The organism is Streptomyces sp. NBC_00490 (assembly GCF_036013645.1).
Classification (GTDB): Bacteria; Actinomycetota; Actinomycetes; order Streptomycetales; family Streptomycetaceae; genus Streptomyces; species Streptomyces canus_F.
On the sequence record NZ_CP107869.1, the window covers coordinates 4,355,471 to 4,381,117 of the forward strand.

Below are 25,647 nucleotides of genomic sequence, written 5' to 3' on the forward strand. Positions count from 1 at the left end.
CCGGACGACCGACGCGTGGCGGTCATCGGGATGGCGCTGAGGTTCCCGGGAGCGGGGACCGCCGAGCAGTACTGGCGTGACATCGAGGCGGGCGTCTCACACGTACGACGGTTCAGCCGGGCCGAGTTACGGTCCGCGGGAGCCTCCGAGGACCTCCTCGACGACCCGGACCTCGTCGGCGCCAGTGCGCTGCTGGACGGGGTCGGCGGCTTCGACGCCGCGTTCTTCGGGATGACCGGGCGCGAGGCGGAGGTGACCGACCCGCAGCAGCGGCTGCTCCTGGAGTGCTGCCACCACGCCCTGGAGGACGGCGGCTACGCCGGCTCCGACGCCCGTATCGGGGTGTACGGCAGCGTCGGCTACCGGCTGTACTCGCTGCACAGCTATCTCGCCAACAACCTCGCCGACGTGCCGGGCGACGACTGGATCGCCCAGAAGCAGGCCCAGGTCGGCAACTATCCCGACTTCGCCGCCAACCGGGCCGCCTTCCGCCTCGGGCTGCGCGGCCCCGCGGTCAATGTCGCCACCGCCTGCTCCAGCGCCCTCGTCTCGGTCCATCTGGCCTGCCAGGCGCTGCTGGCGGGCGATGCCGAGCTGATGCTGGTGGCTTCGGCGGCCCTGCACTTCCCGCAGATCACCGGGCACCGGCACGTCAAGGGCTCCACGATCTCCCGGAGCGGCACGGTACGGGCCTTCGACGCGGACGCCGACGGCACGGTCGGCGGCAACGGGGTCGCGGCGGTCCTGCTGAAGCCGCTGGCCCGGGCGCTGGCCGACGGCGACACCGTGCACGCCGTCATCCTCGGCTCCGCCGTCACCAACGACGGTGACGGCAAAGGGGGGTTCGCCGCGCCCGGCGTCGCCGGCCAGCGGGACGCGGTACTCGGCGCGCTGACGCGGGCGGGCGTACGGGCCGACTCCCTCGGCTATCTGGAGGCGCACGGCACCGGCACGTTCAAGGGCGACCCGATCGAGTTCGCCGCGCTCACCGAGGCGTTCCGAGCCCACACGGACGGCACGGGCTTCTGCGCGCTGGGCTCCACCAAGCCCGCGATCGGCCACCTCGACAGCGCGGCGGGTCTGGCGGGGCTGATCAAGGCGATCCTGGTGCTACGGCACGGGGTGATACCGCCCCTGGTGAACTTCACCCGCGCCAATCCCCTCCTCGCCCTGGAAACCAGCCCGTTCGTCGTACCGACCCGGGCGACACCGTGGCCGAACACCGGAATCCGGCGGGCCGGGGTGCACTCCATCGGCATGGGCGGGACGAACGCCCACGTGATCGTGGAGGAGGCACCGGGGAGGGAGCCGGGGCGTGTGTCCGGGGGCGCGTCGGGGAGGGCGCCGGGGGTCTTGTCCGGAGGCGCGTCGGGGAGGGCGCCGGGGGCCTTGTCCGGAGGCGGGGCGGGAGGCGTGGCCCGGGGCATGCGGGGAGGCGTGGGCGCGGGGGTGCCGGGAGGCGTGGCCACGGAAGTGCCGCGAGACGTGGCCACGGAAGTGCCGCGAGACGTGGCCACGGAAGTGCCGGGAGACGTGGCCACGGGCATGCCGGGAGACGAGTCCGGGAGCGCGCCAGAAGGTGGGTCCGGGCGGGGCGCGGAAGAGGTTCGCGGTGGGCGGGACGTGCCCGCGCTGCTGCCGCTGTCGGCGCGGACGCCGGAGGCGCTGGCCGCGTATGCGCGGGCCTTCCGGGACGAGTTGGTCCGGCGCCCGGATCTCGCCCCCGCCGATCTGCTGACGACGACCGCGCTCGGCCGGCGCCATCTGCCCCACCGGCTGGTCGTCACCGCGCCCTTCGTCGAGGGACTGGACGCGTTCCTCGCCGAAACGCAGGGCGCCCTGAACGGGACGGCCGACCGGACCGCCGCCCCCGCCATCCGCGCCGACGTGCCAGGCGCCTTCACCGCAACCGCCGACCAGCCCCTCTCCCCCACCATCCGCGCCGACGTGCCAGGCGCCTTCACCGGGACGGTCGACCGGTCCGTCTCCCCAGCCTTCCTCTTCAGCGGCCAGGGCGCCGGCGGCCCCGGCATGGCCGCCGCGCTCGCCGCCCGCTTCCCGGTCGTCGCCGAGGTGCTGCGGGAGTGCGCGCGGGTCTACGACGAGGAGACGGGCCAGAAGGACTTCCTCGCCCGGATCACCGACGCGGGGAGGCCGTCGAGCGGGCGCGAGGGCACCCGGGCCGCCGACGCGTCGCTTATCGCTCACGGACCGGTCAGCTCCGACCCACTGAGCACCGCCGACCGCCCGATCGTCTCCGCCGGGCCGAGCACCGCCGACCGGCCGGACACCGCCGACGAACCCAGCGCCTCCGCCGGATCGAGGACCCCCGCCGGGCCAGGCCAAGGCGGTCCCACCGACTCGGGCGCGGAAGAGGCGCGGCGTCCCGGTCGTCCCGGCCCGGTGGCCGAAGACCCTCACCGGGCCGCCCGAACCCGCGGTCCGATCTCCGCACCCCCCACCCCCTGGGACACCGCCTTCGCGCAACCCGCGATCTTCGCCCTGCAGGTCGCCCAGCTCCGGCTCTGGCGGAGCTGGGGAGTGCGGCCCGGGTCGGTCGCCGGGCACAGTGTCGGGGAGTACGCGGCGCTGTGTGCCGCCGGGGCGCTGTCCCTGGCGGACGGCATGCGGCTGCTGTGCCGGCGCGGCCGGCTGATGCAGGACACGGCGCCCGGCGCGATGCTCGCCGTCTTCGCCGAGCGGGACCGGGTCCGGGAACTCGCCGCCGAGGTAGGGCGCGTGGAGCTCGCCGTGTCCAACGGGCCCGAGCACCAGGTGCTGGCCGGCCCGCCCGACGCCGTCGCCGAAGCGCACCGCCGACTGACCGAGCAGGGCCTGACCGGCGTACCGCTTCCCGTGGACCGCGCCTTCCACAGCGCTCTCCTCGACCCGGTCCTCGACGAGCTGCGCGCGGCCGCCGAGAAGGCCGAACTGCGGCCCGTGGAGATCGAGTTCGTCAGTGGTCTGGACGGTGCCGTCCATCCCCCGGGCTGGCTGCCCGACGCCGGCCACCTCGTCCGCCAGGCCCGGCACACCGCCGACTTCCACGCCGTACTGCGCACCCTGGCCCCCGTGGACGCCCTGCTGGAACTCGGTCCGGACGCCACCCTGACCCGGCTGGCCCGGCGGGCGGTCCCGGACACCCTCTGCGTGCCCACGGGCGGCACCCCGGACGAGGTGTGGCGGGCCGCGGCCCGGCTGCACTGCGCCGGGGCGCCCCTCGACTGGGCCGCCCTGCTCGAAGGGTGCGGGGGCCGGCGTATCCCGCTGCCCACCTACCCCTTTGAGCACCGGTCGTACTGGATCGGCCCACCACCGCCGCCCACCACGGCCGTACCCGCGCACGAACCCGCGAGAGAACCCGATGGGGAGAACGACGTGACCGACCAGGCTGTACTCAAGCGTGTACTCGAACTGACCGCGCAGCACCTGGGATACGACCAGGACGGGCTGCGCGCCGGGGAGACCTACGTGGGGCTGGGCGCGGACTCCCTGCAACTGATCGGCATGCTGCGGCAGTTGGAGGGCGAGTTCGGGGTACGGCTGGCCGTGCGGGAGCTGCTGGAGGACGCGGGGTCGCCGGAGTTGACGGCGCGGCTCATCGCGGAGCGCGTGGCACGGCCGGCGCCGGAGCCACGGGCCGAGATCATCGACGTACGGCAGACACCGGAGCCACGGAAGGCGGCACCCCAGGCACCCGAGACACCCCAGGCACCCGGGCCCGCCGAGTACGCCAGTCGCGGCGAAGTCGCCGAACTGCGGCGGCAGATCGACCTGCTGGCCGAGACGCAGGCATCGTTGATCACCCAGCTCTCCGAGGCCGTCGCCCTGCTCACCGCCGAGCGGGCCACCCGATGAGCCCGGGCACGGCGGCGGACCGGGCCGCGGCACTGTCCCGCCGACTGGACGAGCAGCTCGCACGGGCACGGCAGGCCGCAGCGGATCCCGCACCCCCGGCACCCGCCGTCCACGGCCCCCGCGTCACCCTCCCCCACGACTCCGGCATGGCCGGCGCGGGCGCCACCGACACCCAGCGCACGCACGCCGCGGGCCTCGCCCGGCGGCTCTCGGAACGCACCCGGACCTCCAAGGAGCTGGCGCAGTCACGGCGTTCGGTGCTCGCGGACAGCCGGGCCGTGGTCGGGTTCCGGCGTTCGACGAAGGAGACGCTGTACCCGCTCGCGGCCCGTGACGCACGCGGCGCGCACCTGACGGACGTCGACGGGAACACGTACACCGACATCACGATGGGTTTCGGGTCCCTGCTCCTCGGCCATGAGCCGGATTGTGTGACCGAGGCCGTGCGCGCACACCTGGACGGCGGGCTGCGGTTCGGTCCGCGTCCGGTCGAGGCGGGTGAGGTCGCCCAGTTGCTCGCCGAGTTCACCGGTATGGAACGCGTCGCGTTCGCGGCCTCCGGCACCGAGGCCAACTCCGCCGCGATCCGGCTCGCCCGCGCCGCCACCGGACGCGACCGGATCGTCATGTTCCGCGGCTCCTACCACGGTCACATCGACACCGTGCTCGGCCGCCCCGGACCGGGCGACGGCGCCGTCCCCGTCTCCCGCGGCATCCCCGACAGCGCCGTCGCGGAGCTGATCGTCCTGGAGTACGGCAGCCAGGAGGCCCTCACCACCATCGACGCGCTCGGCGACCGTGTCGCCGCGGTCCTCGTCGAGCCCGTGCAGTGCCGCAACCCCGCTCTGCGCCCGGTCGCCTTCCTGCGCGAGCTACGCGAGCTGACCCGGCGGCGCGGCATCGTGCTGCTCTTCGACGAGATGCTCACCGGCCTGCGCCCGCATCCGCGCGGCGCCCAGCACCACTTCGGGGTCGTGCCCGACCTCGCCACCTACGGAAAGGCGCTCGGCAGCGGCTTCCCCGTCGGGGCGATCGCGGGGCGGGCCGACATCATGGACGGCGTCGACGGCGGATTCTGGCGGTACGGCGACGAGAGCCGCCCCACCGCCGAGACCACCTTCTTCGGCGGGACCTACCTTCAGCACCCGCTGTCCATGGCGGCGGCCAAGGCGGTCCTCACCCATCTCGCCGCCGAGGGGCCCGGACTCCAGGAGCGGCTCAACGCCCGCACGGACGCCCTCGCCGACGACCTCAACCGGTTCTTCACCGACGAGGAATTCCCCCTGGAACTCGCCCACTTCGGGTCGATGTTCCGTTTCGTCCACCGCGCGGACATGGAACTGCTCTACCAGCACCTGCTGTTGCGCGGCATCTACGTCTGGGAGTGGCGCAGCTTCTATCTCTCCACCGCCCACACCGACACCGACACCGAGCGGGTCGCGGACGCGGTGAAGGGGTCCCTGCGGGAGCTGCGGGACGCGGGCTTCTTCCCGACGACCCGGCGCACCGCCGCCCGGGCACGGGCCGAACACCGCCCCAGACGGCCCGACTTCGGGGTGTACTTCTTCGGCGACTACCCCGACGCCGACAGCACCTCCGCCTACGAACGGCTCGTCGACACCGCCCGCTTCGCCGACGAACGCGGCTTCAGCTCCCTGTGGCTGCCCGAGCGGCACTTCCACTCCTTCGGCGGGCTCTTCCCCAACCCGGCGGTCCTGGCCGCCTCGCTGGCCCGCGAGACCAGCCGGATCCGGCTCAACGCCGGGTCGGTCGTACTGCCGCTGCACGATCCAGTGCGGGTCGCGGAGGAGTGGTCGGTCGTCGACAACCTCTCCGGCGGCCGGGTCGGCCTCGGCTGCGCCACCGGCTGGCACGCCCAGGACTTCGCACTCCATCCGGACCGTTTCGAGCGCCGCAAGGAGATCGCCTTCGCCCACCTCGAGGACGTGACGACGCTGTGGCGCGGCGGTGCGGTACGGCGCGTCACCGGCGAGGGCGAGCCCGTCGACGTGAGGATCCATCCCCGTCCGGTCCAGGAGCTGCCACCGATGTTCCTCGCCACCTCCGGGCGGCGTGCCTCGTACGAGGAGGCCGGGCGGCGCGGACTCGGGATCGTCACCAACCTGATGGGGCAGACCGTCGCCGAACTCGCCGACAACATCCGCCACTTCCGCAAGGCCCGCGAACAGCACGGCCTCGACCCCGACACCGGCCGGGTCACCGTCCTGCTCCACACCTACCTCGGCACGGACCACGCTTCGGCCCGCGCGGAGGCGCTGGAGCCGATGAGCCGCTATCTGCGTTCCTCCCTCCAGATGCGCTCGGCGGCGAGCGCGGTGGGCGCCGGGCCCGAGGACGTGGCGACGGCGAGCGAGGACGACCTCGACTACCTCTTCCGCCGCGCCTACGACCGCTACTGCGACGAACGCGCCCTCATCGGCACCCCCGACAGCTGCGCCCCCCTGGTGCAAACCCTGCACGAGGCCGGCGTCGACGAAATCGCCGCCCTGGTGGACTTCGGCATGCCGACGGACCGGATGCGGGCGGGCCTGGATCATTTGGACACGTTGCGGCGACGGATGTTGGGGGCGGTGCCGGGGGGCGCGGGGGCGGAGGGGGCGGTGGCGCCGGGCACGAGGGGGGAGGAGACAGTGCCGCCGGGCGCGGGGGCGGAGGAGGCGGTGCCGCCGGGCCGGAGCGCGCAGAAGGCTGTGCCACCGAGCGCAAGCGCGGCGGTGGCGGTGCCGCCGGGCCGGAGGGCGGGAGGGGCTGTCCTGCCGGACGCGGACACAGTGGAAGCTATGCCGCCGAGCCGCGGCACCGACAAGGCTGTGCCATCGAGCGCGGGTACGACGGTGGCGGTACCGCCAGACGTGAGGACGGCAGAGGCAGTCCTACCGGACACGGGCACGGGCACGGGCACGGTGGAGGCTGTGCCGCCGGGCGCTGGCGCGGCGGTGACGGTGCCGCCAGACGTGGGGGCGGGAGAGGCAGTCCTGCCGGACGCGGGCACGGTGGAGGAAGCGGTGCAGCCGGTCCGGAGCGCGCAGAAGGCTGTGCCACCGAGCGCGGGCACGACGGAGTCGGTGCCGCCAGACGTGAGGGCGGGAGAGGCAGTCCTGCCGGACGCGGGCACGGTGGAGGAAGCGGTGCAGCCGGTCCGGAGCGCGCAGAAGGCTGTGCCACCGAGCGCGGGCACGACGGAGTCGGTGCCGCCAGACGTGAGGGCGGGAGAGGCAGTCCTGCCGGACGCGGGCACGGTGGAGGAAGCGGTGCAGCCGGTCCGGAGCGCGCAGAAGGCTGTGCCACCGAGCGCGGGCACGACGGAGTCGGTGCCGCCAGACGTGAGGGCGGGAGAGGCAGTCCTGCCGGGCCGGCGCACGCTGGAGGCTTTGCCGCCGAGCCGAAGCACGGACAAGACAGTGCCGCCAGACGTGAGGACGGCAGAGGCAGTCCTGCCAGGCGCAGGCACAGTGGAAGCTTTGCCGCCGAGCCGGAGCACCGACAAGGCTGTGCCGCCAGGCGTGGACGCGGCGGACTCAATGCCCCCGGGGGCAGGCACGGCTGTGGCTGTGCCGCCAGGCGGGTGCACAGTGGACGTGGTCGGCCGTGACTCCGCGAGTGCGCACCGCCGGGGCTCCACCGATGGCCCTGGTGGGCCTCTGGGCGGTGGCCCGCTGGCCACGGTCCGGCGGGGCCCCGCGACCGACGCACAGCGTCGGCTCTGGCTCGCCGCGCGGCTGATCGCCGATCCGGCCGCGTACAACGAGATCCAGGCCGTGCGGCTGCGCGGCCCCCTTTCCGAGCGGGCGCTGCGCACGGCCGTGTCGGGGCTTGTCGAGCGGCACGCGGGTCTGCGGACGGTCTTTCGCGCGGCGGGCGACACGGTCGAGCAGGTCATACGGCCCGACCTCCGACCGGAGTTGACGGTCACCGACGTCGACGGGCTGGAGGCGGTGGCCGCCGTTCTGCGGGAGGAGAGCGGACGGCCGTACGACCTCGCCGAGGGCCCCCTGTTCACACCCCGGCTGCTGCGCCTCGCGGCGGACGACCACGTACTGGTCCTCGGCCTGCACCACATCATCACGGACGCCCACTCGGCGGGGCTGCTCGCCGCGGACCTGGAGGAGCTGTACCGCGCGTCGGTGGAGGACCGGGCCCCGGTGTTCGCGGCACCGGCGGGAACCACCCTGGACGAGCCGCGGACCGCTCACGGCCCTGCCCACCTGGATGAACCGGCGTCCGCCACACCCACCGGAACCGCCCCGATCGGGCCACGGTCCGCCCACGCCCCTGCCCACCCGCACAAACCACAGCCCGGCCACCACCCCACCACCCCGGACCAGCCACACCTACCGGCCTCGGAGCACCGAGAACCGGCGTCCGTCACACCCACCGTCACCACCCCGACCGGTCCCCGGGCCGCTCACACCCCTCCCCACCCGGACGAACCACAGCCCGGCCCCCACCCCACCACCCCGGACGGACCGTCGACCGGCTATGACCCCGCCGACCTGGACTGGTGGCTCGGGTATCTCGACCCCCTGCCTCCCGCCCCCGCCCTGCCCACGGACCGGCCGCGTGGGCGGCGGGTCGCCGGGCGGGGGGCGGCCGAGGAGGTTTTCTGGGGTGCGGGTCGGGCCGGGCGGTTGCGGGAGTGGAGCGGGCGGCAGGGTGTGACGCTGTTCTCGACGTTGCTCACCGCCTGGCAGCTCGGGCTGCGGGAACGGTCCGGGCAGGACGAGTTCGTGGTCGGATCCACCTTCGGGAGGCGCCGCCCCGGCACCGAGCACACCGTCGGCTTCCATGTCGCCGTACTCCCGCTGAAGGCGTCGCTCACCGACACGACCGGCCTGCGGGACGCCGTACGGGCCACGCGGGATGCCCTGTTCGCCGCCGACGCGCACCAACACGTCGACGTGGACGCCCTGTTGGCCGCCGTCAACCCCGACCCGGGTCATCCGCGCCCGCTGGTGACGGTGTCGGCGGATCTGGACAGCGCACCCCTGTCCCGGCTCCGGCTGCCCGGACTCACCACGGAACAGATCCCCGGCGGCACCGAATCGGCCCCGCTGGAACTGGCGTTGGCGACCCTGGACACCCGCGACGGACTGCGGCTGCGGATCCGCTACGACGCCGATCTGTACGACGCGTCGACCGTACGGGGGCTGCTGGCCGACCTGGACCGGGTGCTGGAGGCCATGGCGGACGGTCGGGCCGTGACGGTGGCGGACACCAAAACCGCCGCCGCCCCGGCAGCGAGCCAACCGGAAGCATCCGACCCGCGCGAGACCGAAACCCTGCGAACCCTGTGGTCCTCCGTCCTCGGTACCGACGACGTCTCCGACACCGCCGACTTCTTCGACCTGGGCGGCAGTTCGATCGCCGCGATCCGGTTGCACAACCGGGTCCGGGACGCCCTCGGCGTCGAGTTCTCGCTGGCGGACTTCTTCGCCGAACCGACCCTCGGCGCGCTGATCCGGTCGCTGACGGGGAGCGGGACCGCCGAAGTCACCGGCGTCGCCGAGGACGTCGTGGACCGTGCCCCCGTCACCGACCAGCAGGCCCGGATGCTGGCCGCCCAGCCCGCCCTGCCCCGGCCGCAGGTCTACAACGTGCCGACGCGCATCCGCCTCACCGGCCCCGTCGACACGGACGCCCTGCGCACGGCCCTGACCGAACTGGTGCGGCGCCACCACTCACTGCGCACCCGATACGCCCAGGACGGTGAGGGCGCCTGGTGGCAGGAGGTCGTGGACGTCGCCCCGCCGCCGCTGCGGATCGTGGACTACAGCCGGCTCCCCGCCGAACGGGCCGCGCAGCGCGCGGACCAGGCCTGCCGGGCGGCGGCCGACGAGCCCTTCGACCTGACCCGCCCGGCCCTTCCCCGGCTGCGGCTGCTGCGGGTCGCGCCGGACGAGTGGGTGCTGATGTTCGTGGTGCACCACATCTGCACCGACGGCTGGTCCCACGGCGTACTCCTCGGCGAGCTGGCCGCCCTCTACACCGCCGCCGCGACCGGCACCGCCCCCGCCCTGCCCCCGCCCTCGGCCCAGCCCGCCGACCACGCCCGCCGTCAGCTCGCACGCCGGGGCGGGACCGAACGGACCCGGCGGGCCGCGCACTTCGTCGACCACCTCACCGGCGTACCCACCCGTCTGGAGGTGCCCACGGACCGGCCCCGCTCCGGACACCTCAGCGGCGACGGCGACACCGTCCGCGCCCACGCCCCGGCCGAACTGCGGGGCAGGGTGGAGAGGTTCGCCGCGGCGCACCGGGTGACGCCGTTCGCCGTGGCGGCCGCCGCGCTCGGCGTCACCGTGGCCCGGCTCTCCGGCGTGCGGGACCTGCTGGTGGGGGTGCCGTACGCCAACCGGGACGGCAGCGACACCGAGACGCTGGTGTCGCTGGTCTCCACGAACATGCCGGTCCGGATACGGGTCGAGCCCGAGGAGACCTGCGCCGAACTGGTCGCCCGCACCGGCGCGGAGACGCTGGCCGCCATGGCGAACGTGCTGCCGACGGCCGAGGTGTGGCAGGCGCTGCGGGAGGCGGGCGTACGCGAGGTGCCCGAGGTGGTGTCGTGTCTGCTGGTCTTCCAGAACACCGACGACGTGGAGATCGAGATCCCCGGACTCGGGGTGGAGGTGGACGACGTGGCGCCGCCGGCGGCGCGCACGGAGCTGACGTTCGGGCTGACGCCGCGGCGCGATCCGGCGCTGGGCTACCGGGCGTATGTCGAATACTCGGCGGACCTGTGGGACAGGAAGTCGGCGGAGCGGATCCTCGGCTCCTACCTGTCCGCCCTCGACGACCTGTGCGCCGAACCCGGCCGTACGGTCGGCGAGTTGCTCGCCCCCACCACCTCCGGAGAGGCATAAGCGCATGACCAAGGCCATCGATCCCCTGCACAACGAGGACCTGCTCGCCTTCCTGGAAGCCGCCTCCTCGCCCTACCACGCGGTGGCGCAGGCCGTGCAGCGCCTGGAGAAGGCCGGCTTCGAGGAACTGCGGGAGACCGAGGAGTGGACCGGTCACAGCGGTGGCCGGTTCGTCGTACGGGGCGGCGCGCTGCTCGCCTGGTACGTCCCCGAGGGGGCGCCCGCGCACACACCGTTCCGGATCATCGGCGCGCACACCGACTCCCCCAACCTGCGGGTCAAGCCGACCCCGGACACCGGCTCGGCCGGCTGGCGCCAGGTCGCCGTGGAGATCTACGGCGGGGTCCCGCTGAACACCTGGCTCGACCGCGACCTCGGAGTCTCCGGCCGGGTGACCCTGCGCGACGGCACCGCGAAGCTGGTCAAGATCGACGAACCCCTGTTGCGGGTACCGCAGTTGGCGATCCACCTCGACCGTACGGTGAACGAGGGCCTGTCCCTCGACCGGCAGCGCCAGCTCCAGCCGGTGTGGGCGCTGGGCCGGCCGGAGCCGGGTGCGCTGCTGCGCCGGATCGCGGCCGACGCCGGGCTCGACCCGGCCGAGGTGCTCGGCTGGGACCTGATGCTGCACGATGTGCAGAAGCCCGGACTGCTGGGCGCCGACCGCGAGTTCCTGGTCTCGGCGCGGCTGGACAACCTCGTCTCCGTGCACGCGGGCGCCGCCACGCTGGCCACCGTCGCACAGTCCTGGCCGGGGGCCGCCGAACGCATCCCGGTCCTCGCCGCGTTCGACCACGAGGAGGTCGGCTCCGGCTCCGAGACCGGGGCGCAGGGCCCCCTCCTGGAACGCGTCCTGGGCCGGGTGGTGACCGCGCGGGGCGGGGGCGCCGAGGACTGGGCGCGGGCACTGGCGGGCACGATCTGCGTCTCCTCCGACATGTCGCACGCGGTGCACCCCAACTACAGCGAGCGGCACGACCCGGACAACCATCCGCTGCCCAACGGCGGCCCGGTGATCAAGGTCAACGTCAATCAGCGGTACGCCACCGACGGCACCGGCTATGCCGCGTTCGCCGCCGCCGCGGACCGGGCCGAGGTGCCCTGGCAGCGGTTCGTGTCCAACAACGCCATGCCCTGCGGTACGTCGATCGGGCCGATCACCGCGGCCCGGCTGGGCGTGACGACGGTGGACGTGGGCGTGCCCGGACTGTCCATGCACTCCTCGCGCGAGCTGTGCGGGGCGGACGACCCCGGGTATCTGGCCCGGGCGCTGGCGGAGTTCGTCTCGGCGGGCTGAGCCGACCGACAAGAGGGGGGCAGAAGGTGTCTTCGAGGAATGTGACCCTGGCGGGGGCCGACCCCGAGCGGGCCGCACTGCGGGTGCTGATCGTGCCGCACGCCGGGGCGGGCGGGGCGAGCGGGCAGCCGTTCGCCGCGCACGCGCCGGACGACTGGCTGGTGGCGACGGCCCGGCTGCCCGGCCGCGAGTCCCGCGTCCGGGAGACCGGGCGTGATCTCGACGCCCTCACCGCGGACGTCACCGCCACGATCCGGGACCTGCCGGGCTCGGCACCCCTGCTCGTGCTCGGCGTGTGCTCGGGCGCCGTGATCGCGCTGGAGGCGCTGCGACGTTTGGGCTCCGCAGGTGTCGCGGGCCTCGTCGTGGTGTCCCAGTGGGCGGTGAACGAGAAGCCCGACCCCGGCCGCCGTCTCCTGCGCGACGTCGACCCCGGCCGTGACCGTGCCGAAGTCCTGGACATCCTGCGGGACTTCGGCGGCGTACCGGACGCACTCGCCGCGAACGAGGAGATGCTCGGCCTGCTGCTGCCGGCGATCGTGGCGGACATCAGGGCCGTTGAGGACTACGTCTGCGAACCCTTCGACCCCGGCGTCCCCCTCCTGACCGTCTTCGGCGACGAGGACGAACTCTGCTCGGAGGAGCGCACCGACGCCTGGTCCCTCTTCGGCCCCCACACCCGCACGGTCTGGCTACCGGGCCACCACCTGCTCCTGGTGGACGAACCGCAGGCCCTGGCAACGGCCGTGGCGGAGAACCTGGACCACTGGGGTCTCGTGTGACGCGGGTGACGAGTACGGCGGACATGGCTGGTATGGCGGCGGATACGGCTGGTACGGCGGACAAGGCAGGTTCGGCAGGCGCGACGGACACGACGGTCGCGACAGGTGCGACGGGCACGGCGAGCTCGGCGGCCGCGGCCAGCACCGCGAGTTCGCGCGGCACGGCGGACTCGGGCGGCACGGCGAGTTCGGCGGGCACGACGGACACGGCGGGCACGGCGGGCACGGCGGGCACGGCGGGCACGGCGGGCACGGCGGGCACGGCGGGCACGGCGGGCACGGCGGACGCGGCGGGCACGGCGGGCACGGCGGACGCGGCGGGCACGGCGGGCACGGCGGGCACGGCGGACGCGGCGGACACGACGGTCGCGGCAAGTGCAATGGGCACGGCGGGTTCGGTGGGTCCGGTGGGCTCGGCGAACGCAGCCGACACGACGGGCACGGGCGGCACGGCGGGCTCGGGCGGCACGGCGGGCTCGGGCGGCACGGCGGGCTCGGGCGGCGCGGCGAGCACAACGGGCTCGGCGGACCCCGCGGGCGCGGCGGGCAGCCTGGATGTCGCTGGTGCCGCCCACCGGATCGATGCGTTGCTGCTGGAGCGTCTGGGGCGGGACCCGGGGCGGACCGCCCTGGTCTGTGCCGACGGGGCCGTGGTGAGTGCTGGGGAGTTGCGGGAGCGGGTGCTGGTGGTGGCGGCCGCGCTGGGGGCCCGGGGGCTGGGGCCCGGCGACCGGGTCGCGGTCTATCACGAGCGGTCGGTCGAGTTCGTGGCGGCGGTGCTGGGCGTGGCCTGCGCGGGGGCGGCACACGTGGCGTTCGACGTGGCCGATCCGCCCGCCCGCACGCTCGGCATGCTGGAGGACTGCGCGCCGCGCGCGGTGCTGACGAGCCGGGCCCTGCGCGACCGCCTCGACGGCTGTGCGGTCCCGCTGCTGACGGACGACGAGTACCGCACCGGACAGCCGGCCCCGACACCGGTGGCCGGCTCCCCGGACGACCCCGTCGCGCTGATCTTCACGTCCGGCTCGACCGGCCGCCCCAAGGCGTCCCTGATCAGCCACCGCGCCCTGGTCTCCCGGATGAACGCGCTGCAGACCACGCACCCCATGACCGGCGACGACCGGCTCGTCCACCACACCACGTGCACCTTCGACATGTATCTCGCGGAGATCTACTGGCCGTTGCTCTCCGGCGCCACGCTCGTGCTCTCCGCCCCCGGCGGACAGCGCGACGCCGACCATCTGGCGGCGCTGATCCGCGACCACGGCGTCACGACGATGTACTTCGGGGTGTCGCTGCTGGAACTGTTCCTGCTGGCCCGCGACGAGACCGAGCGCTACGACGGTCTGCGCCAGGTCCTGACCGGCGGCGAACCGCTCCCCGCCGACCTGGTGCACCGCTTCCACGCCCGTTCCACGGCCTCCCTGACCAACCTCTACGGCCCGAGCGAGTGCACGATCCACTGCACCGCCTGGCCGTGCCCGCGCGACCCCGCCCTCGACACGGTCCTCATCGGCTCCGCCGTCCCCGACACCGAGCTGTGGGTCCTCGACGAGGACGGCCGTCCGGTGCCCGAGGGCGAACCCGGCGAGCTGCACATCGGCGGCGCGGGCCTGGCCCTCGGCTATCTCAACCGCCCCGAACTGACCGCGGAACGCTTCCTCGAGTCGCCCCCCGTGGCACCGGGCCGGCGGCTCTACCGCTCCGGCGACCTCGTACGGGCCCGGCCCGGCGGCGCCTTGGAGTTCCTCGGCAGGGTCGACCGGCAGGTGAAGATCCGCGGTGTCCGTGTCGAGCTCGGTGAGATCGAGTCGACGGCCCGGCGTTGCGCGGGGGTGCGGCAGGCGGTCGTGGTGGCACACGGCGCGGGCCTGGAGAAGGCGCTGGCCGCGTTCGTGGTGCCCGAGGTGCCGTCCGCGCCGGCCGCCGAGCTGACGGCGTCGGTCCGCGAGGCCCTGCGCGGCTGGCTTCCGCCCACGATGGTCCCGGCGACGGTCGACCTCCTGGACGCCCTCCCGTTCACGCCGAACGGCAAGGTGGACCGCCTGCTGCTGGAGTCCCGGGCGGCACGCGCCACACCGTCGCGCCCGGCGCCCGCAACGGACGCGGGGGCCGGGGAGCTCGGCGTCGAGGAGCTGGTGGCCGCCGTCTGGTGCGAGGCCCTCGGGCTGGACTCCGTGAAGCCCGACGACGACTTCTTCGACCTGGGCGGGAACTCGTACAAGGTGGTCGAGACCGTCACCCGGCTCAGGGAGCGGCTGGGCGCGGAGATCCCGCTGGCGGCCCTGCTGGAGGAGCCGACCGTGCGCGGGTTCGCCGAGGAGATACGGCGGGTCACGGGGCGTGCGTGACGGTCGGGCTCAGGGTGTGGTCGGCCGTTCCCTGAGCCGGGTCGTCACCCATGCCCCGACCAGGGCCACCGCCGCCATCGGCAGGAACACCGCGGCGAACGCGGCCGGATGGGAGCCGGTGGCCTCCGTCGCCGTATGGCTCACCGTGCCGCCGCCCAGGGCCGCGAACGCGGCGCCGCCCGTCGCCAGCAGGACGACGTTGGACAGGGCGTCGGAGATCTGCAGGGAGGCGGAGTTGGTGCCCGCCTGGTCCGGGGCGGAGAGCTGGAGCAGCAGCACACTCGTGGAGGCGATCACCAGGCCCATGCCGAAACAGCCGAGCCCCCACACCACGGCCAGCGTCCAGACGGGCACCGCGTCGATCAGCACGCTCGGCGCGGCGGCGATCGAGGCGGCGACCAGGAGCATGCCCAGCGTCATCAGGCGCTGGCGGTGGGGCTCGACCCGTGGCCGTGACTGCACCCACGAGCCCAGCGCCCAGGTGAGGCCGCCCGCGGCGAGGGAGAACCCGGCGAGTGTCGGGGACAGGCCCCGCTGGGTGACCAGCATCAGCGGTACGAAGGACTCGGCGGCGATGAAGGAGCCCGCGGCGACACCGCGCAGCAGTACCACGGAGGGCAGTCCGCGCACCGCCCGGTAGGTGCCGCGCGGGAGCAGCCCGAGCACGGCCGGCACCAGCAGCGCGGCTCCGATGATGCCGGGGACGAGGGAGAGCCAGCGGAGGTCCTGGGCGGCGTACTGGAGGAGTCCGGCGCCGAGGGAGACGGCGAGGGCGAGCCGGATGCGGCGGCGGTCGAAGGCGGCGCTCCCGTCGGATCCCTCCATGGGCCCCGAGGCCCTGCGCCGGATCTGTGGGAGGGCGAGGGCCAGCGGGAACACGACCAGCACCGGAATGCCGACGAACACCCAGCGCCACCCGAGGTGTTCGGTCACCGCGCCCGAGGCGAGCGGCCCGACGATCGACGGCACGATCCAGCCCGCCGCGAAGGCCGCCATGATCGCCGGCCGCAGCCGCTCGGGATAGGCCCGCCCGACGACGACGTAGAGGGCGACGATCACCAGGCCGCCGCCCAGCCCCTGCACGGCCCGCCCGAGGATGAACAGCCACATGGTGCCCGCGGTCCCGGACAGCATCAGCCCCGCGGCGAACGCTCCGATCCCGCCGGTCAACGCTCCGAGCGGGCCGCGCCGGTCGGACCACTGTCCGGCGAGCACCATCCCGAACAGGCTCGTCGTGAAGTACCCGGAGAACGCGAACGCGTAGAGCGAGACCCCGTCCAGCTCCCGCGCCGCGACCGGCATCGCCGTCCCCACGGCGGTCGCCTCGAACGCGATCAGCAGCACCACGGACACGATCCCGATACTGAGCGCCCGGTACGGCCGGCCCAGCACCCCCTCCTCGACGACAGTGGCCAGGTCGGGGGCGGTGTCCGCGGCATCGGTGCCGCGCGGTTCGAGGGCTGTCATGGTCGCCATCGTAAGGGTCACACCTGGTCTTGGCCCCTGTCCGGAGACGGTCCGACGCCAGGACCTTGGTCGTACGACCACCGACGGACTCCCCCGTTCATGAACGGCGTGTGGCAGTCCCGTTGCAGCCCCCGCGATTCCCTTGAGCCCCTCCCCGACGCCCCCGTACGGTCGTACCACCGAGTTCGGCACGGAGCACCACACTCCACCGACCCGGCCGTGTGCCCGAGTGGTTCAGGGACTCGCCTGCAAAGCGAGTTACGTGGGTTCGATTCCCGCCACGGCCTCCACCTGCCTGATCAGGCAGAACTCAAGGGCGGCACTCCGGAAGGGGTGTCGCCCTTCTCGGTGTTCCCCGTCGTCCCCACTCTTCAGCCGGCGCTGAGTACGCCGCCCGCCTCGTCCTGGAACGCCTCGGTCCAGTAGTGCCAGCCGACGTCCGTGAGGGTGATGGCCGGGTCGACGGAGGACAGGACCTGGACCATGGTGGCCGCCAGCTGGGCGTACGGGCCCTCGGACAGTCCGTGGTCCAGGTCCTCGTCGATCGCGCGCTCGCGGTGCAGCAGCCAGAGTGTGAACGCGAGGGTGGAGACGTCGGTGTTGAGGGGGTGGAGCCGGGCCTCGGGCTCGCTCCAGCGCAGGACCGCGCCCGTTCTGCCGTCGAGGACCAGGCTGTTGTCCTCGACGAGATGGCCGAGGCGGATCAAGTGGTCGGACCCGTCGGGGAGTTCCGCTCCGGGGGTGTCGGCGTGGTGCTCGGCGAGGGTCGGCAGTGGGACGTCCGTGTCCAGCTGGAAGAGGACCGCGTCCTCGGGCAGGCCGGTGTCGCGCAGGAAGCGGCGGGTCGGTTCGTGGGTGAGCGTGGCGGGGAAGTCGACGTCCTCGAAGCGCCAGACGCCGCCCTGCCCGAACTCCTGGTCCAGGAGCCGGGCCGGAAGGTCCAGGACCGACCCGGACGGTGTGCCCGGGCCCGCGACGAGGGACAGCGGGCGGATCAGCGCCGCCATCCGCCAGTACGGCGACACCTCACCGTCCGCGCCCTCCTCGAAGACCGCGAGCAGCTGACGCGAGGCCTCCGCCGCCACCTGCGGTCCGAAGCGTCCGGCGTAGGAGGCGAACTGTCCGCGCAGCTCGGCCAGTTCCTCCGCCGCCGAAGCGAACCGGACGAGCTTCTCCAGCGAGGGGGCCAGCGGGCGGCGCTCCATGAGTTCCGGGGTGTCGTACCAGAAGTCGGTCGTGGACACCTCGCCCGTGGCGCCGTCGAGCAGGACCGGTTCCGTCTCTTGGCCCTCGATGTCGAGCAGTCCGCCGATGACCAGCTGGTCCCGCAGCTCCTCGGCCAGCCGCCCCTCGGGGTCGCCGGTCGCGTCGGTCACCGTCCGCAGGCCCTCGCGCTCAAGCTCCGTGAAGCTCAGCAGGCCGATCTCGGAAGGCAGTCCGGGCCCCGCCAGCCAGCGGCGCGTCGAGGCGTGCGTGACGAAGCGTTCGAGGTCGTCGTCGGTCAGTGTGATCACCGCGGTGGCGGTCGTGCTCATCGTTCCCCCGTGCGTGCAAGTTCGCAGTCCCAGGCAGTCCCGGGGCAGTTCGCAGGCAGTTCGCAGGCAGTTCCCCGAGCAGGGCCGGACGGGCCGAGCAGTGCAGGTCCCGCCGCCGTTCCCCACTGACAGGAACACTACGCGGCACCACTGACAACGCCCCTTGGCTCAGAAGACGTCAGGCGACCCTCGCGCGTTGCCTCTCCGCCACGATCGCCTCCACCGTCTCCCCCACCGACAGCTCCGAGGTGTCCAGCCACAGGCCGATCCGCGGTGTCTCGGCCCGCAGCACGTGGTCCAGTTCCGTGACCGACCAGTGCGCCCCGTACCCCGTCTTGCCCCGCCCGGCCTCCCGGGCGGCCACGGTCTCGGGGCCCGGCGCGAGGACGACGACGTACAGCGGGCGGGTGCGGATCAGGCGTACGTACGCGGCCAGTTCCTCCCCCAGCACCACGTCCTGCACCACCGCCGTGAACCCGGCCTCGGCATACGCGTCCGCCGTCGCCGCCGACAGCCGGTACCGCAACCGGAGCTGGGACTCGCCCTCGCCGCCGGGGCCGCCGTCGTAGTCCTGGCGTCCGGAGACGATCATCCGCCGGAAGAGGTCCCCGCGGACGTGCGCGGCCCGCGGCAGCCTCTCCGCCAGTGCCTGGGCGACCGTCGACTTGCCGGACGCCATCACGCCGGTCACGAGGACCACCCCGGGCATCACGTCAGGTACACGCCGCCCAGCACGACCACGATCGCCGCCAGCGCGAACACCAGGATCCACACCAGCAGCTTGCCCACGCTGGGCGGAGGCTCGTAGCGCTGGGGATCCTGCGCGCTCACTGCGTCGTCACCACCGCGGCCTGCGGCCGGATCGGCAGCCGGTTCACCGGGCGCCCGGTGGCGGCCCTTACGGCGGAGGCGATGGCCGCCGGCGAGGTCACCACCGGCACCGCGCTGACCGCTTTCGCGCCGAAGGGGGCGACCACGTCCCGCTCCTCGACCAGCTTCACGATCCGGATGTCCGGGGCGTCCAGGGCCGTCGGCAGCGCGTAGCCCGTGAGGTCGGGGTGGCGGATCAGCCCGCGCGCGGTGCGCAGGTTCTCCGTCAGCGCTATGCCCACGCCCTGGGTGACACCCGCCTCGATGCGCGCGGCGAGCTGGGCCGGGTTCAGGATCCGTCCCACGTCCTGGGCGACGGCGAGTTCGACGACCCGGACCGAGCCGAGTTCGATGTCGACGTCCACCACCGCGCGGATGGCGCAGAAGGCCATGCCCACGAAGGCGTCGCCCTGGCCGGACTCGTTCAGGGGCTCCGTGGGGTGCGGGCGGCACTGTGCCGTCGCCCACAGTTCCTTGCCCTCCATGGCCTCGGTGACGGTGGTCGACAGGACGCCGTCGTACGAGGTGATCTTGCCGTCGGTGATCTGGAGCAGTTCGGTGGACATCCCGAACTTGTGCGCCAGCGGCTGGAGCAGTTGCGTGCGGACCATCTTCGCGGCCCGTTCCACCGCGCCGCCCGAGACCCAGGTGTGCCGGCCCCGGCAGCCCGGGCCCGCCGGGGGCTGGTCGGTGTCCACGGGCGCGACGTGCACCTCGTCGATGCCGAGGGTCTCCTGGACGATCTGGCGGGCCAGCGTCGTGAAGCCCTGGCCGGACTCGACGGCGGCGCACAGGACCGTGGCCACGCCGTCGTGGACCTTCACGGTGGCGGTGGAGACCTCGTCGGCGCCCTCCGCCCCGAGCATGTGCACCATGCCGAGGCCGTAGCCCACGCCGCGTCGGACGGCGCCCGGCTCGCCCGCGCCCTCGGGGCCGCCGGGCAGCAGCCAGTCGTCCTCGGGGGTGTCCTTGGGCAGCGCGGGCAGCGGGAAGTCGCGTACGGCCTGGAGGAGTTCGGCGACCGGTGCCGGGCAGGTCACCGTCTGGCCGGTCGGGAGCACGTCGCCGGTGGCGAGCGCGTTGCGCAGGCGCAGTTCCGCCGGGTCGACGCCGAGCTTCTTGGCCAGCTTGTCCATCTGCGCCTCGTAGGCGGCGCAGACCTGCATGGCGCCCTCGCCGCGTACATGGCCCGAGGGCGGGTTGTTGGTGCGTACGGCCCAGCCCTCGATGAAGGCGTTCGGGACGACGTACGGGCCGCAGGCGAAGCCCACGGCGGCCGCGAGGGCCTCGGCGGAGGTGTCGGCATAGGCGCCCGCGTCGAGCAGGATCTGTGCCTCGACCTTCACCAGCCGGCCCTCGGCATCCGCGTGGTGGCGGTATCTGAGGAGCGTCGGGTGGCGGTGCGCGTGGCCGAGGAAGGACTCCTCGCGCGTGGCGGTGAGTTTGACCGGGCAGCCGGTCTTGAGCGCCAGCAGGCCGAGCGGGAGCTGGACGCCCTGGTCCTCGCGGTCGGCGGTGGCGCCGGGGACACCGGTGACGACGACCTTGACGCGTTCGGGTTCCAGGCCGTAGCAGGCGGCGGCGGTGTCCCGGTCGGTGTGCGGGTCGGTGGAGGCCAGGTACAGCTCGACGCCGCCGTCGGGGCGCGGCACGGCGAGGCCGGCCTCGGCGCCGATGGGGGCCGGGTCCTGGCGGCCGATGCGGTACTGGCCCTCGACGACGATCTCGCCGCTCACGGACGGGTCGCCGTGGTGCAGCGGGATGTGCCGGATCAGATTGCCGTCGGCGTGCAGCGGCTCGGCCTCGAAGGCCTGCTCCGGGTCGGTCACCGGGTCGAGGACCTCGTACTCGACGATGACGGCCGCCGCGGCCATCCGCGCGGTGTCGGGGTGGTCGGCGGCGACGGCCGCGATGGGCTCGCCGTGGTGCCGTACGACCTCGGAGGCGAAGACCGGGCGGTCGGCCTTGCCGCGGCCGTGGACCGGGCTGCCGGGCACGTCCTCGTGCGTGACGACGGCGCGTACGCCGGGCATGTCGCGCGCGTGGGACGTGTCGATGGACACGATGCGCGCGTGCGCGTGCGGGGAGCGCAGCACGGCCGCCCACAGCAGTCCCTCGGCCCACAGGTCGGCCGCGTAGGGGAAGGTGCCCTCGGTCTTGGCACGGGCGTCGGCGGTCGGCAGGGAGACGCCGATGCCGTGCGGGATCGGTTCGGGGGCGGGGGCTGCCTCCGCGGGGGTGGTCGCGGTGGCGGCTTCGTTGCTCACGCCTGGCCTCCGTCCTGTCCGTACGCCTGGTCATGGCGCGGCTCGAAGGCCGACGGGTTGACGCCGCCGGCTCCGGGGCCCGCCTGATGGGGGATACGTGCCTCGTCCGTGTCCGACTCAGATTCCGCCGCGGCGTGATGGGCCGCGCGCTCCGCGACGACCGCCTGGACGGCGTCCACGACGCCCCGGTAGCCGGAGCAGCGGCACAGGTTGCCGCACAGTGCCTGGCGGGTCTCCAGCTCGGACGGCGCCGGGTTGCCCTCCAGGAGGTCGTGCACGGTCATCGCCATGCCGGGCACGCAGAATCCGCACTGCACCGCGCCGCACTTGGCGAGCGCGCGCTGCACGTCGGAGGGGTGCCCGTCCTCGGCGAGGCCCTCGACGGTACGGACCTCGCTGCCGGCGGCGGTGACCGCGGGCACCAGGCAGGAGGCGACGAGGCGTCCGTCGACCTGGACGTTGCACGCCCCGCACTCGCCCTGCGAGCAGCCGTCCTTGGCGCCCGCGAGGCCGAGGCGTTCGCGCAGCACGTAGAGCAGCGACTCGCCGATCCAGGCGTCGGCGACGGGGCGTTCGACGCCGTTGACGCGCAGGACGTAGGAGGCGAGGGGGTGCTCGCCGGAGAGCACGGGGGCCTGCTCGTCCGGGGCGGCGGCGGAGTCGTCGGCCTCGGGGTCGGCGGCGTGCTCTTCCTCGGTCCGCGTCCCGGCGTCGTCGTCGGCGTCGGCCGGGGTGTGCTCCGCGTGCGGCTCGGTGGCCGCCTCAGGGCTCTCCACGGCCTCCGGGGCGCCTTCGGGCCCCTCGGCTGCCGCCGCGGCCTCACCGGGGCCTTGAGCGGGCTGTGAGGCGTCGGGGGCGGGGGTGTCCGCGGAGGGCTCGGCGGGGGCGGGTGCGGTGCTCGTCTCCACGGGTGCGTGGGTGTCCGGCACGGCGTGGTCCGGAGCGTCGGCGACCGCGTGGCCGCCGTTGTACGCGCCGTTCGGCACGTGCGCGTGCTCGTCGCCCGGCGGCTCGGAGTCCCACGGCTGTCCCGTCGGCGTCGCCCACGGGGCGGACGCGCCGCCGGGCAGTGTGGCCGGCGGTGTGCCGCCCCACTGCTCGACCAGGGACGACGTGGTGAACTCGCCCGATTCGTCCGGAAGGTCGCCACCGGCGACGGGGATCGACCACTGCCCGGTCACGTCGTGACCCGGCGCGGGAGCGATCTCCGCGGCCTCCGTGTGCTCCTGGAAGTTCCACTGCCCGGTCGCGCCCGGGCTGTACGTGAACCGGTCGTCCACGCCGCCCTGCGGCACGGCGTTCGGGTCGGGCCACTGGGTGCCGTCGACGGGCACGGCCCAGGCACCGGTGGCCGCCGGATCGGTGCCGGCGGCGCCGTCGGGGGCCGCCGTTATCTGCGGCGGCACATAGCCGTGACCGGGCGCGGCGAGCGGGGTGTCGGAGGCCAGCAGGGCCTCGATGCCGCCCTCGGGGAGCTTCACGAAGGCGGTCGCGCCGTCGTCGTAGTCGCCCTGGGGCAGCGGGTCCCAGCGGCCGCCGCCCTGGGGCATGGCCTCTTCGTTCCGGTCGTCGGTCACGACAGCGCCCTCCCCAGTGCTCGTCGGGCCAGCGCGGCGACGGTGCGCCGCAGATGCAGTACGCCGGGCGGAAGCTGTGGCACGGAGCCGTCCGCCTCCGGGGCCGGGTCGGGGATGCAGGCCGCGGCGACGTACTCACCGAAGGCCTGCAACGCCTCCGGGACGAGCGCGCGGTTGTTGTCCCAGTCGATCAGCCGGCCGACCCACAGCTCGGCGTCCAGGGGCCGCAGCGGCATCGGCGCTATGGCTCCGACGGCGCACCGCACTCCGCGCCGGGCGGGGTCGAGGACGAGCGCGACGGAGGCCATCGCCCGTCCGGGGCCGGTGCGGCCGGTGGCCTTGAGGAAGACCTGCGGTGCGTGCAGCAGCGGCACGCGCACGAAGCCGATGAGTTCGCCGGCGCGCAGCATCTCCATGCCGGCCAGCAGATGCGACACCGGGATCTCCCGGCGGGCTCCGCCGGGGCCCGCGATGATCAGCGTCGCTTCGAGGGCGGCGAGGACCGGGAGCGCGTCACCGGTGGGGGACGCCGTGGCGATGTTGCCGCCCAGGGTGCCCGCGTTGCGGATCTGCGGCGGGCCCGCCGCGCGTGCCGAGGCGGCGAGCGCGGGGATGAGGGCGGCGAAGTCGGGCCGGCCCATCCGCGCGTGCGTGAGTCCGGCTCCGAGCAGGGCGTGCCCGTCCTGGTACTGCCAGCCGCGGATCTCGCTGATGCGGCCGAGGCCCACCAGGGCGGCGGGCCTGAGTTGGCCGGAGTTGACGGCGGCCATGAGGTCGGTGCCGCCCGCGACGGGCACGGCTGCGGGCATGGCAGTGAGGGCCGTCACTGCCTCGTCCAGTGTCGTGGGCAGCGTGACGGCCTGCGCCGCCTGCGGTGCGTGCGTGGTCAAACCGGCTGCCCCTTCCCGCTGCCCCACCTGGTCCCAGCTGGTCCCACCTGTTGCTGCCGTACGGTACGTGCTGACAGGGCGGACGTGGCAACTCTGGCACATCTTCGCCGGGGCCGAAGACAGGGGTCCGCTAGGAGGCATTCGCCCACGTCGTCGGGGAGATGGTCCGTTTTCGTACGGCATCACCTGTGCGTACGGATTGACACTCTTCGGTGATGCTTGCGGGCTTTATCCGTAACCTGTTCGGAAGACCTACCTGTTCGGTGGCGGCCCCTCGATCGGCCGGCCGAGCACTCCTGGGCGCCGCTGCCAGGGCCGCGGTCCGGTGGGCGGCCGGTAGGAGACGCCCAGGGCGTCAAGTCGCTCGTAGTGCCGGACCATTCGCCGCTCGAAGCCGTCGAAGTCGCGCTCGGCAGGGGCGGGCAGATCGCTCCAGGCGACCTCGGCGAAGGCCGAAAGCCTGGGAAACGCCTGGTAGTCCACGCGCGCCTGGTCCTCCATGACCTCGGTCCACAGGTTGGCCTGCGTGCCGAGGACATGCGCCGCCTCCGCCGAGGTCAGCTCCGGTGGAACGGGTTCGAAGCGGTACACGTCCTCCAGGGTGCGGACGTAGCCGATGGGGACCGGCTCGTCGGCGCCCTCGTGCTGCCGGTGGTCCAAGTACACCTGCTGTTCAGGACACATGACGACGTCGTGGCCCGCGCGCGCGGCCGTGATGCCGCCCTCGTACCCGCGCCACGAGGACACGGCCGCGCCCGGAGCGAGACCGCCCTCCAGGATCTCGTCCCAGCCGATGAGCCGGCGGCCGCGCGCGGTGAGCCACTTGTCGAAGTGCCCGATGAACCACGACTGCAGGCCGTCCTCGTCGCCGACCCCGAGTTCCTTGATCCGGGCCTGTGCGGCGGGTGAGGCCCGCCACTGGTCCTTCAGGCATTCGTCGCCGCCGACGTGAATGAACTCACTCGGGAACAGTTCCAGGAGTTCCTCGAAGACGCCCTCGTAGAAGCGCAGGGTGTTGTCAGTGGGGGCGAGTACGTTCGGAGAGATACCCCAGGTGTCCCACACGGAGAGGGAGGTGTCGGTGTTGCCGAGTTCCGGATACGCGGCGATGGCCGCCTGCGAGTGTCCCGGTACGTCGATTTCGGGGACGACGGTGATATGCCGCTCGGCGGCGTAGGCCACGATCTCCCGGATGTCGTCCTGTGTGTAGTAGCCACCGTGCGGCTTCTCCTCCCACAACGGCGAGGCCCGGTGGCCGAATTTGGTACGCGCCCGCCATGAGCCGACCTCGGTCAGCCGGGGGTACCTCCCGATCTCGATCCGCCAGCCCTGGTCGTCCGTCAAGTGGAAGTGGAAGACGTTGAGTTTGTGGGCGGCCATCAGATCGAGGTAGCGCAGGACACCGTCCTTGGGCATGAAGTGCCGGGCGACGTCGAGCATGAGGCCGCGCCAGCGGAAGCGGGGGGCGTCCTCGATCGTCTGGTGCTGGACCCCGTATTCGAGTCCGGGGTCGATGGGAGCGCGCCGGAAGGCGTCGGGGCCGAGGAGTTGACGCAGTGACTGCGCGCCCCAGAACACCCCGGCCGCGCCGCCGCCCGTGATCTCGACGCCCCAGTTGAGGGTGACCTTCAGTCGGTACCCCTCCGGGTCCAGGGTGTCGTCGAGCCGCAGCGTGACGGTGTTCTCGGCACCCTCCTGCCCGGGCGGCAGCGACAGCCCCAGGGCCGCGCCCACCGTGGAGCGCAGCCACCGCTGCGTGCCCTCGGTGCCCGGCGCGCCCCACAGGGCGGTGTCCACCCCGAAGACGAAACCGCAGGGACTGGGCCCTTCGACGGCGCGCGGCGCCGGAATCAGATCCGCGAGTGAAGTCAC

At 73.7% G+C, this 25,647-nt stretch carries 13 protein-coding genes and 1 tRNA gene; 6 read left to right on the forward strand and 8 right to left on the reverse strand.

Annotated elements, in window-relative coordinates; all coding sequences use genetic code 11:
* The first annotated feature begins 30 nt into the window (after positions 1 to 30).
* Genes OG381_RS19665 through OG381_RS19685 form a run of 5 tightly spaced genes read left to right on the forward strand, consistent with a single transcriptional unit; the run spans position 31 to position 15,169 of the window.
* On the forward strand, positions 31 to 3,858 hold the full coding sequence (locus OG381_RS19665) for a beta-ketoacyl synthase N-terminal-like domain-containing protein (protein ID WP_327722509.1): 3,828 nt from the start codon (positions 31 to 33) through the stop codon (positions 3,856 to 3,858).
* Complete coding sequence (locus tag OG381_RS19670) at positions 3,855 to 10,739, forward strand: MupA/Atu3671 family FMN-dependent luciferase-like monooxygenase (RefSeq protein WP_327717384.1); 6,885 nt, start codon at positions 3,855 to 3,857, stop codon at positions 10,737 to 10,739. The genes OG381_RS19665 and OG381_RS19670 overlap by 4 nt, the downstream gene beginning before the upstream one ends.
* A 4-nt stretch (positions 10,740 to 10,743) precedes the next feature.
* Positions 10,744 to 12,036: a M18 family aminopeptidase gene (locus tag OG381_RS19675; protein WP_327717385.1), complete on the forward strand. Its 1,293-nt coding sequence runs from the start codon at positions 10,744 to 10,746 to the stop codon at positions 12,034 to 12,036.
* A 41-nt stretch (positions 12,037 to 12,077) separates the two neighbouring features.
* The gene (locus tag OG381_RS19680) at positions 12,078 to 12,818 is read left to right on the forward strand and encodes a thioesterase II family protein (protein WP_327717386.1); all 741 of its coding nucleotides are present in this window, start codon (positions 12,078 to 12,080) and stop codon (positions 12,816 to 12,818) included.
* A gap of 23 nt (positions 12,819 to 12,841) precedes the next feature.
* The gene (locus OG381_RS19685; RefSeq protein ID WP_327717387.1) at positions 12,842 to 15,169 is read left to right on the forward strand and encodes a non-ribosomal peptide synthetase; all 2,328 of its coding nucleotides are present in this window, start codon (positions 12,842 to 12,844) and stop codon (positions 15,167 to 15,169) included.
* Between the two features lie 9 nt (positions 15,170 to 15,178).
* Here OG381_RS19685 and OG381_RS19690 read toward each other — a convergent pair whose 3' ends face one another.
* Positions 15,179 to 16,636 carry an MFS transporter gene (locus OG381_RS19690; RefSeq protein ID WP_327717388.1) on the reverse strand — a complete coding sequence of 486 codons (1,458 nt, stop codon included), beginning with the start codon at positions 16,634 to 16,636 and terminating at the stop codon, positions 15,179 to 15,181.
* A gap of 215 nt (positions 16,637 to 16,851) precedes the next feature.
* Here OG381_RS19690 and OG381_RS19695 point away from each other — a divergent pair.
* A tRNA-Cys gene (locus OG381_RS19695) sits at positions 16,852 to 16,926 on the forward strand.
* A gap of 81 nt (positions 16,927 to 17,007) precedes the next feature.
* Here the strand turns inward: OG381_RS19695 and OG381_RS19700 are convergent.
* The 7 genes from OG381_RS19700 to OG381_RS19730 all read right to left on the reverse strand — a co-directional run bounded on the left by OG381_RS19700 (position 17,008) and on the right by OG381_RS19730 (position 25,647).
* Positions 17,008 to 18,171, reverse strand: a complete 1,164-nt coding sequence (locus OG381_RS19700) for an SUKH-4 family immunity protein (protein WP_327717389.1) — start codon at positions 18,169 to 18,171, stop codon at positions 17,008 to 17,010.
* Between the two features lie 178 nt (positions 18,172 to 18,349).
* Complete coding sequence (locus tag OG381_RS19705; protein WP_327717390.1) at positions 18,350 to 18,880, reverse strand: AAA family ATPase; 531 nt, start codon at positions 18,878 to 18,880, stop codon at positions 18,350 to 18,352.
* The gene (locus OG381_RS19710) at positions 18,880 to 19,002 is read right to left on the reverse strand and encodes a hypothetical protein (protein ID WP_327717391.1); all 123 of its coding nucleotides are present in this window, start codon (positions 19,000 to 19,002) and stop codon (positions 18,880 to 18,882) included. The genes OG381_RS19705 and OG381_RS19710 overlap by 1 nt, the downstream gene beginning before the upstream one ends.
* The gene (locus OG381_RS19715; protein ID WP_327717392.1) at positions 18,999 to 21,308 is read right to left on the reverse strand and encodes a xanthine dehydrogenase family protein molybdopterin-binding subunit; all 2,310 of its coding nucleotides are present in this window, start codon (positions 21,306 to 21,308) and stop codon (positions 18,999 to 19,001) included. Before OG381_RS19715 ends, OG381_RS19710 begins: the two co-directional genes overlap by 4 nt.
* On the reverse strand, positions 21,305 to 22,885 hold the full coding sequence (locus tag OG381_RS19720) for a 2Fe-2S iron-sulfur cluster-binding protein (RefSeq protein WP_327717393.1): 1,581 nt from the start codon (positions 22,883 to 22,885) through the stop codon (positions 21,305 to 21,307). Before OG381_RS19720 ends, OG381_RS19715 begins: the two co-directional genes overlap by 4 nt.
* Entirely contained in the window at positions 22,882 to 23,775 is an 894-nt protein-coding gene (locus OG381_RS19725) for an FAD binding domain-containing protein (RefSeq protein ID WP_307030012.1), read from the reverse strand. The genes OG381_RS19720 and OG381_RS19725 overlap by 4 nt, the downstream gene beginning before the upstream one ends.
* A 252-nt stretch (positions 23,776 to 24,027) precedes the next feature.
* Positions 24,028 to 25,647: a beta-N-acetylhexosaminidase gene (locus OG381_RS19730; RefSeq protein WP_327717394.1), complete on the reverse strand. Its 1,620-nt coding sequence runs from the start codon at positions 25,645 to 25,647 to the stop codon at positions 24,028 to 24,030.

Bases quoted from the DNA above. Each gene is read 5' to 3' on its own strand.
- OG381_RS19665 (WP_327722509.1), top strand. From the start codon at position 31: ATGGCGCTGAGGTTCCCGGGAGCGGGGACCGCCGAGCAGTACTGGCGT.
- OG381_RS19670 (WP_327717384.1), top strand. From the start codon at position 3,855: ATGAGCCCGGGCACGGCGGCGGACCGGGCCGCGGCACTGTCCCGCCGA.
- OG381_RS19675 (WP_327717385.1), top strand. From the start codon at position 10,744: ATGACCAAGGCCATCGATCCCCTGCACAACGAGGACCTGCTCGCCTTC.
- OG381_RS19685 (WP_327717387.1), top strand. From the start codon at position 12,842: ATGGCTGGTATGGCGGCGGATACGGCTGGTACGGCGGACAAGGCAGGT.
- OG381_RS19690 (WP_327717388.1), bottom strand. From the start codon at position 16,636: ATGACAGCCCTCGAACCGCGCGGCACCGATGCCGCGGACACCGCCCCC.
- OG381_RS19700 (WP_327717389.1), bottom strand. From the start codon at position 18,171: ATGAGCACGACCGCCACCGCGGTGATCACACTGACCGACGACGACCTC.
- OG381_RS19705 (WP_327717390.1), bottom strand. From the start codon at position 18,880: ATGCCCGGGGTGGTCCTCGTGACCGGCGTGATGGCGTCCGGCAAGTCG.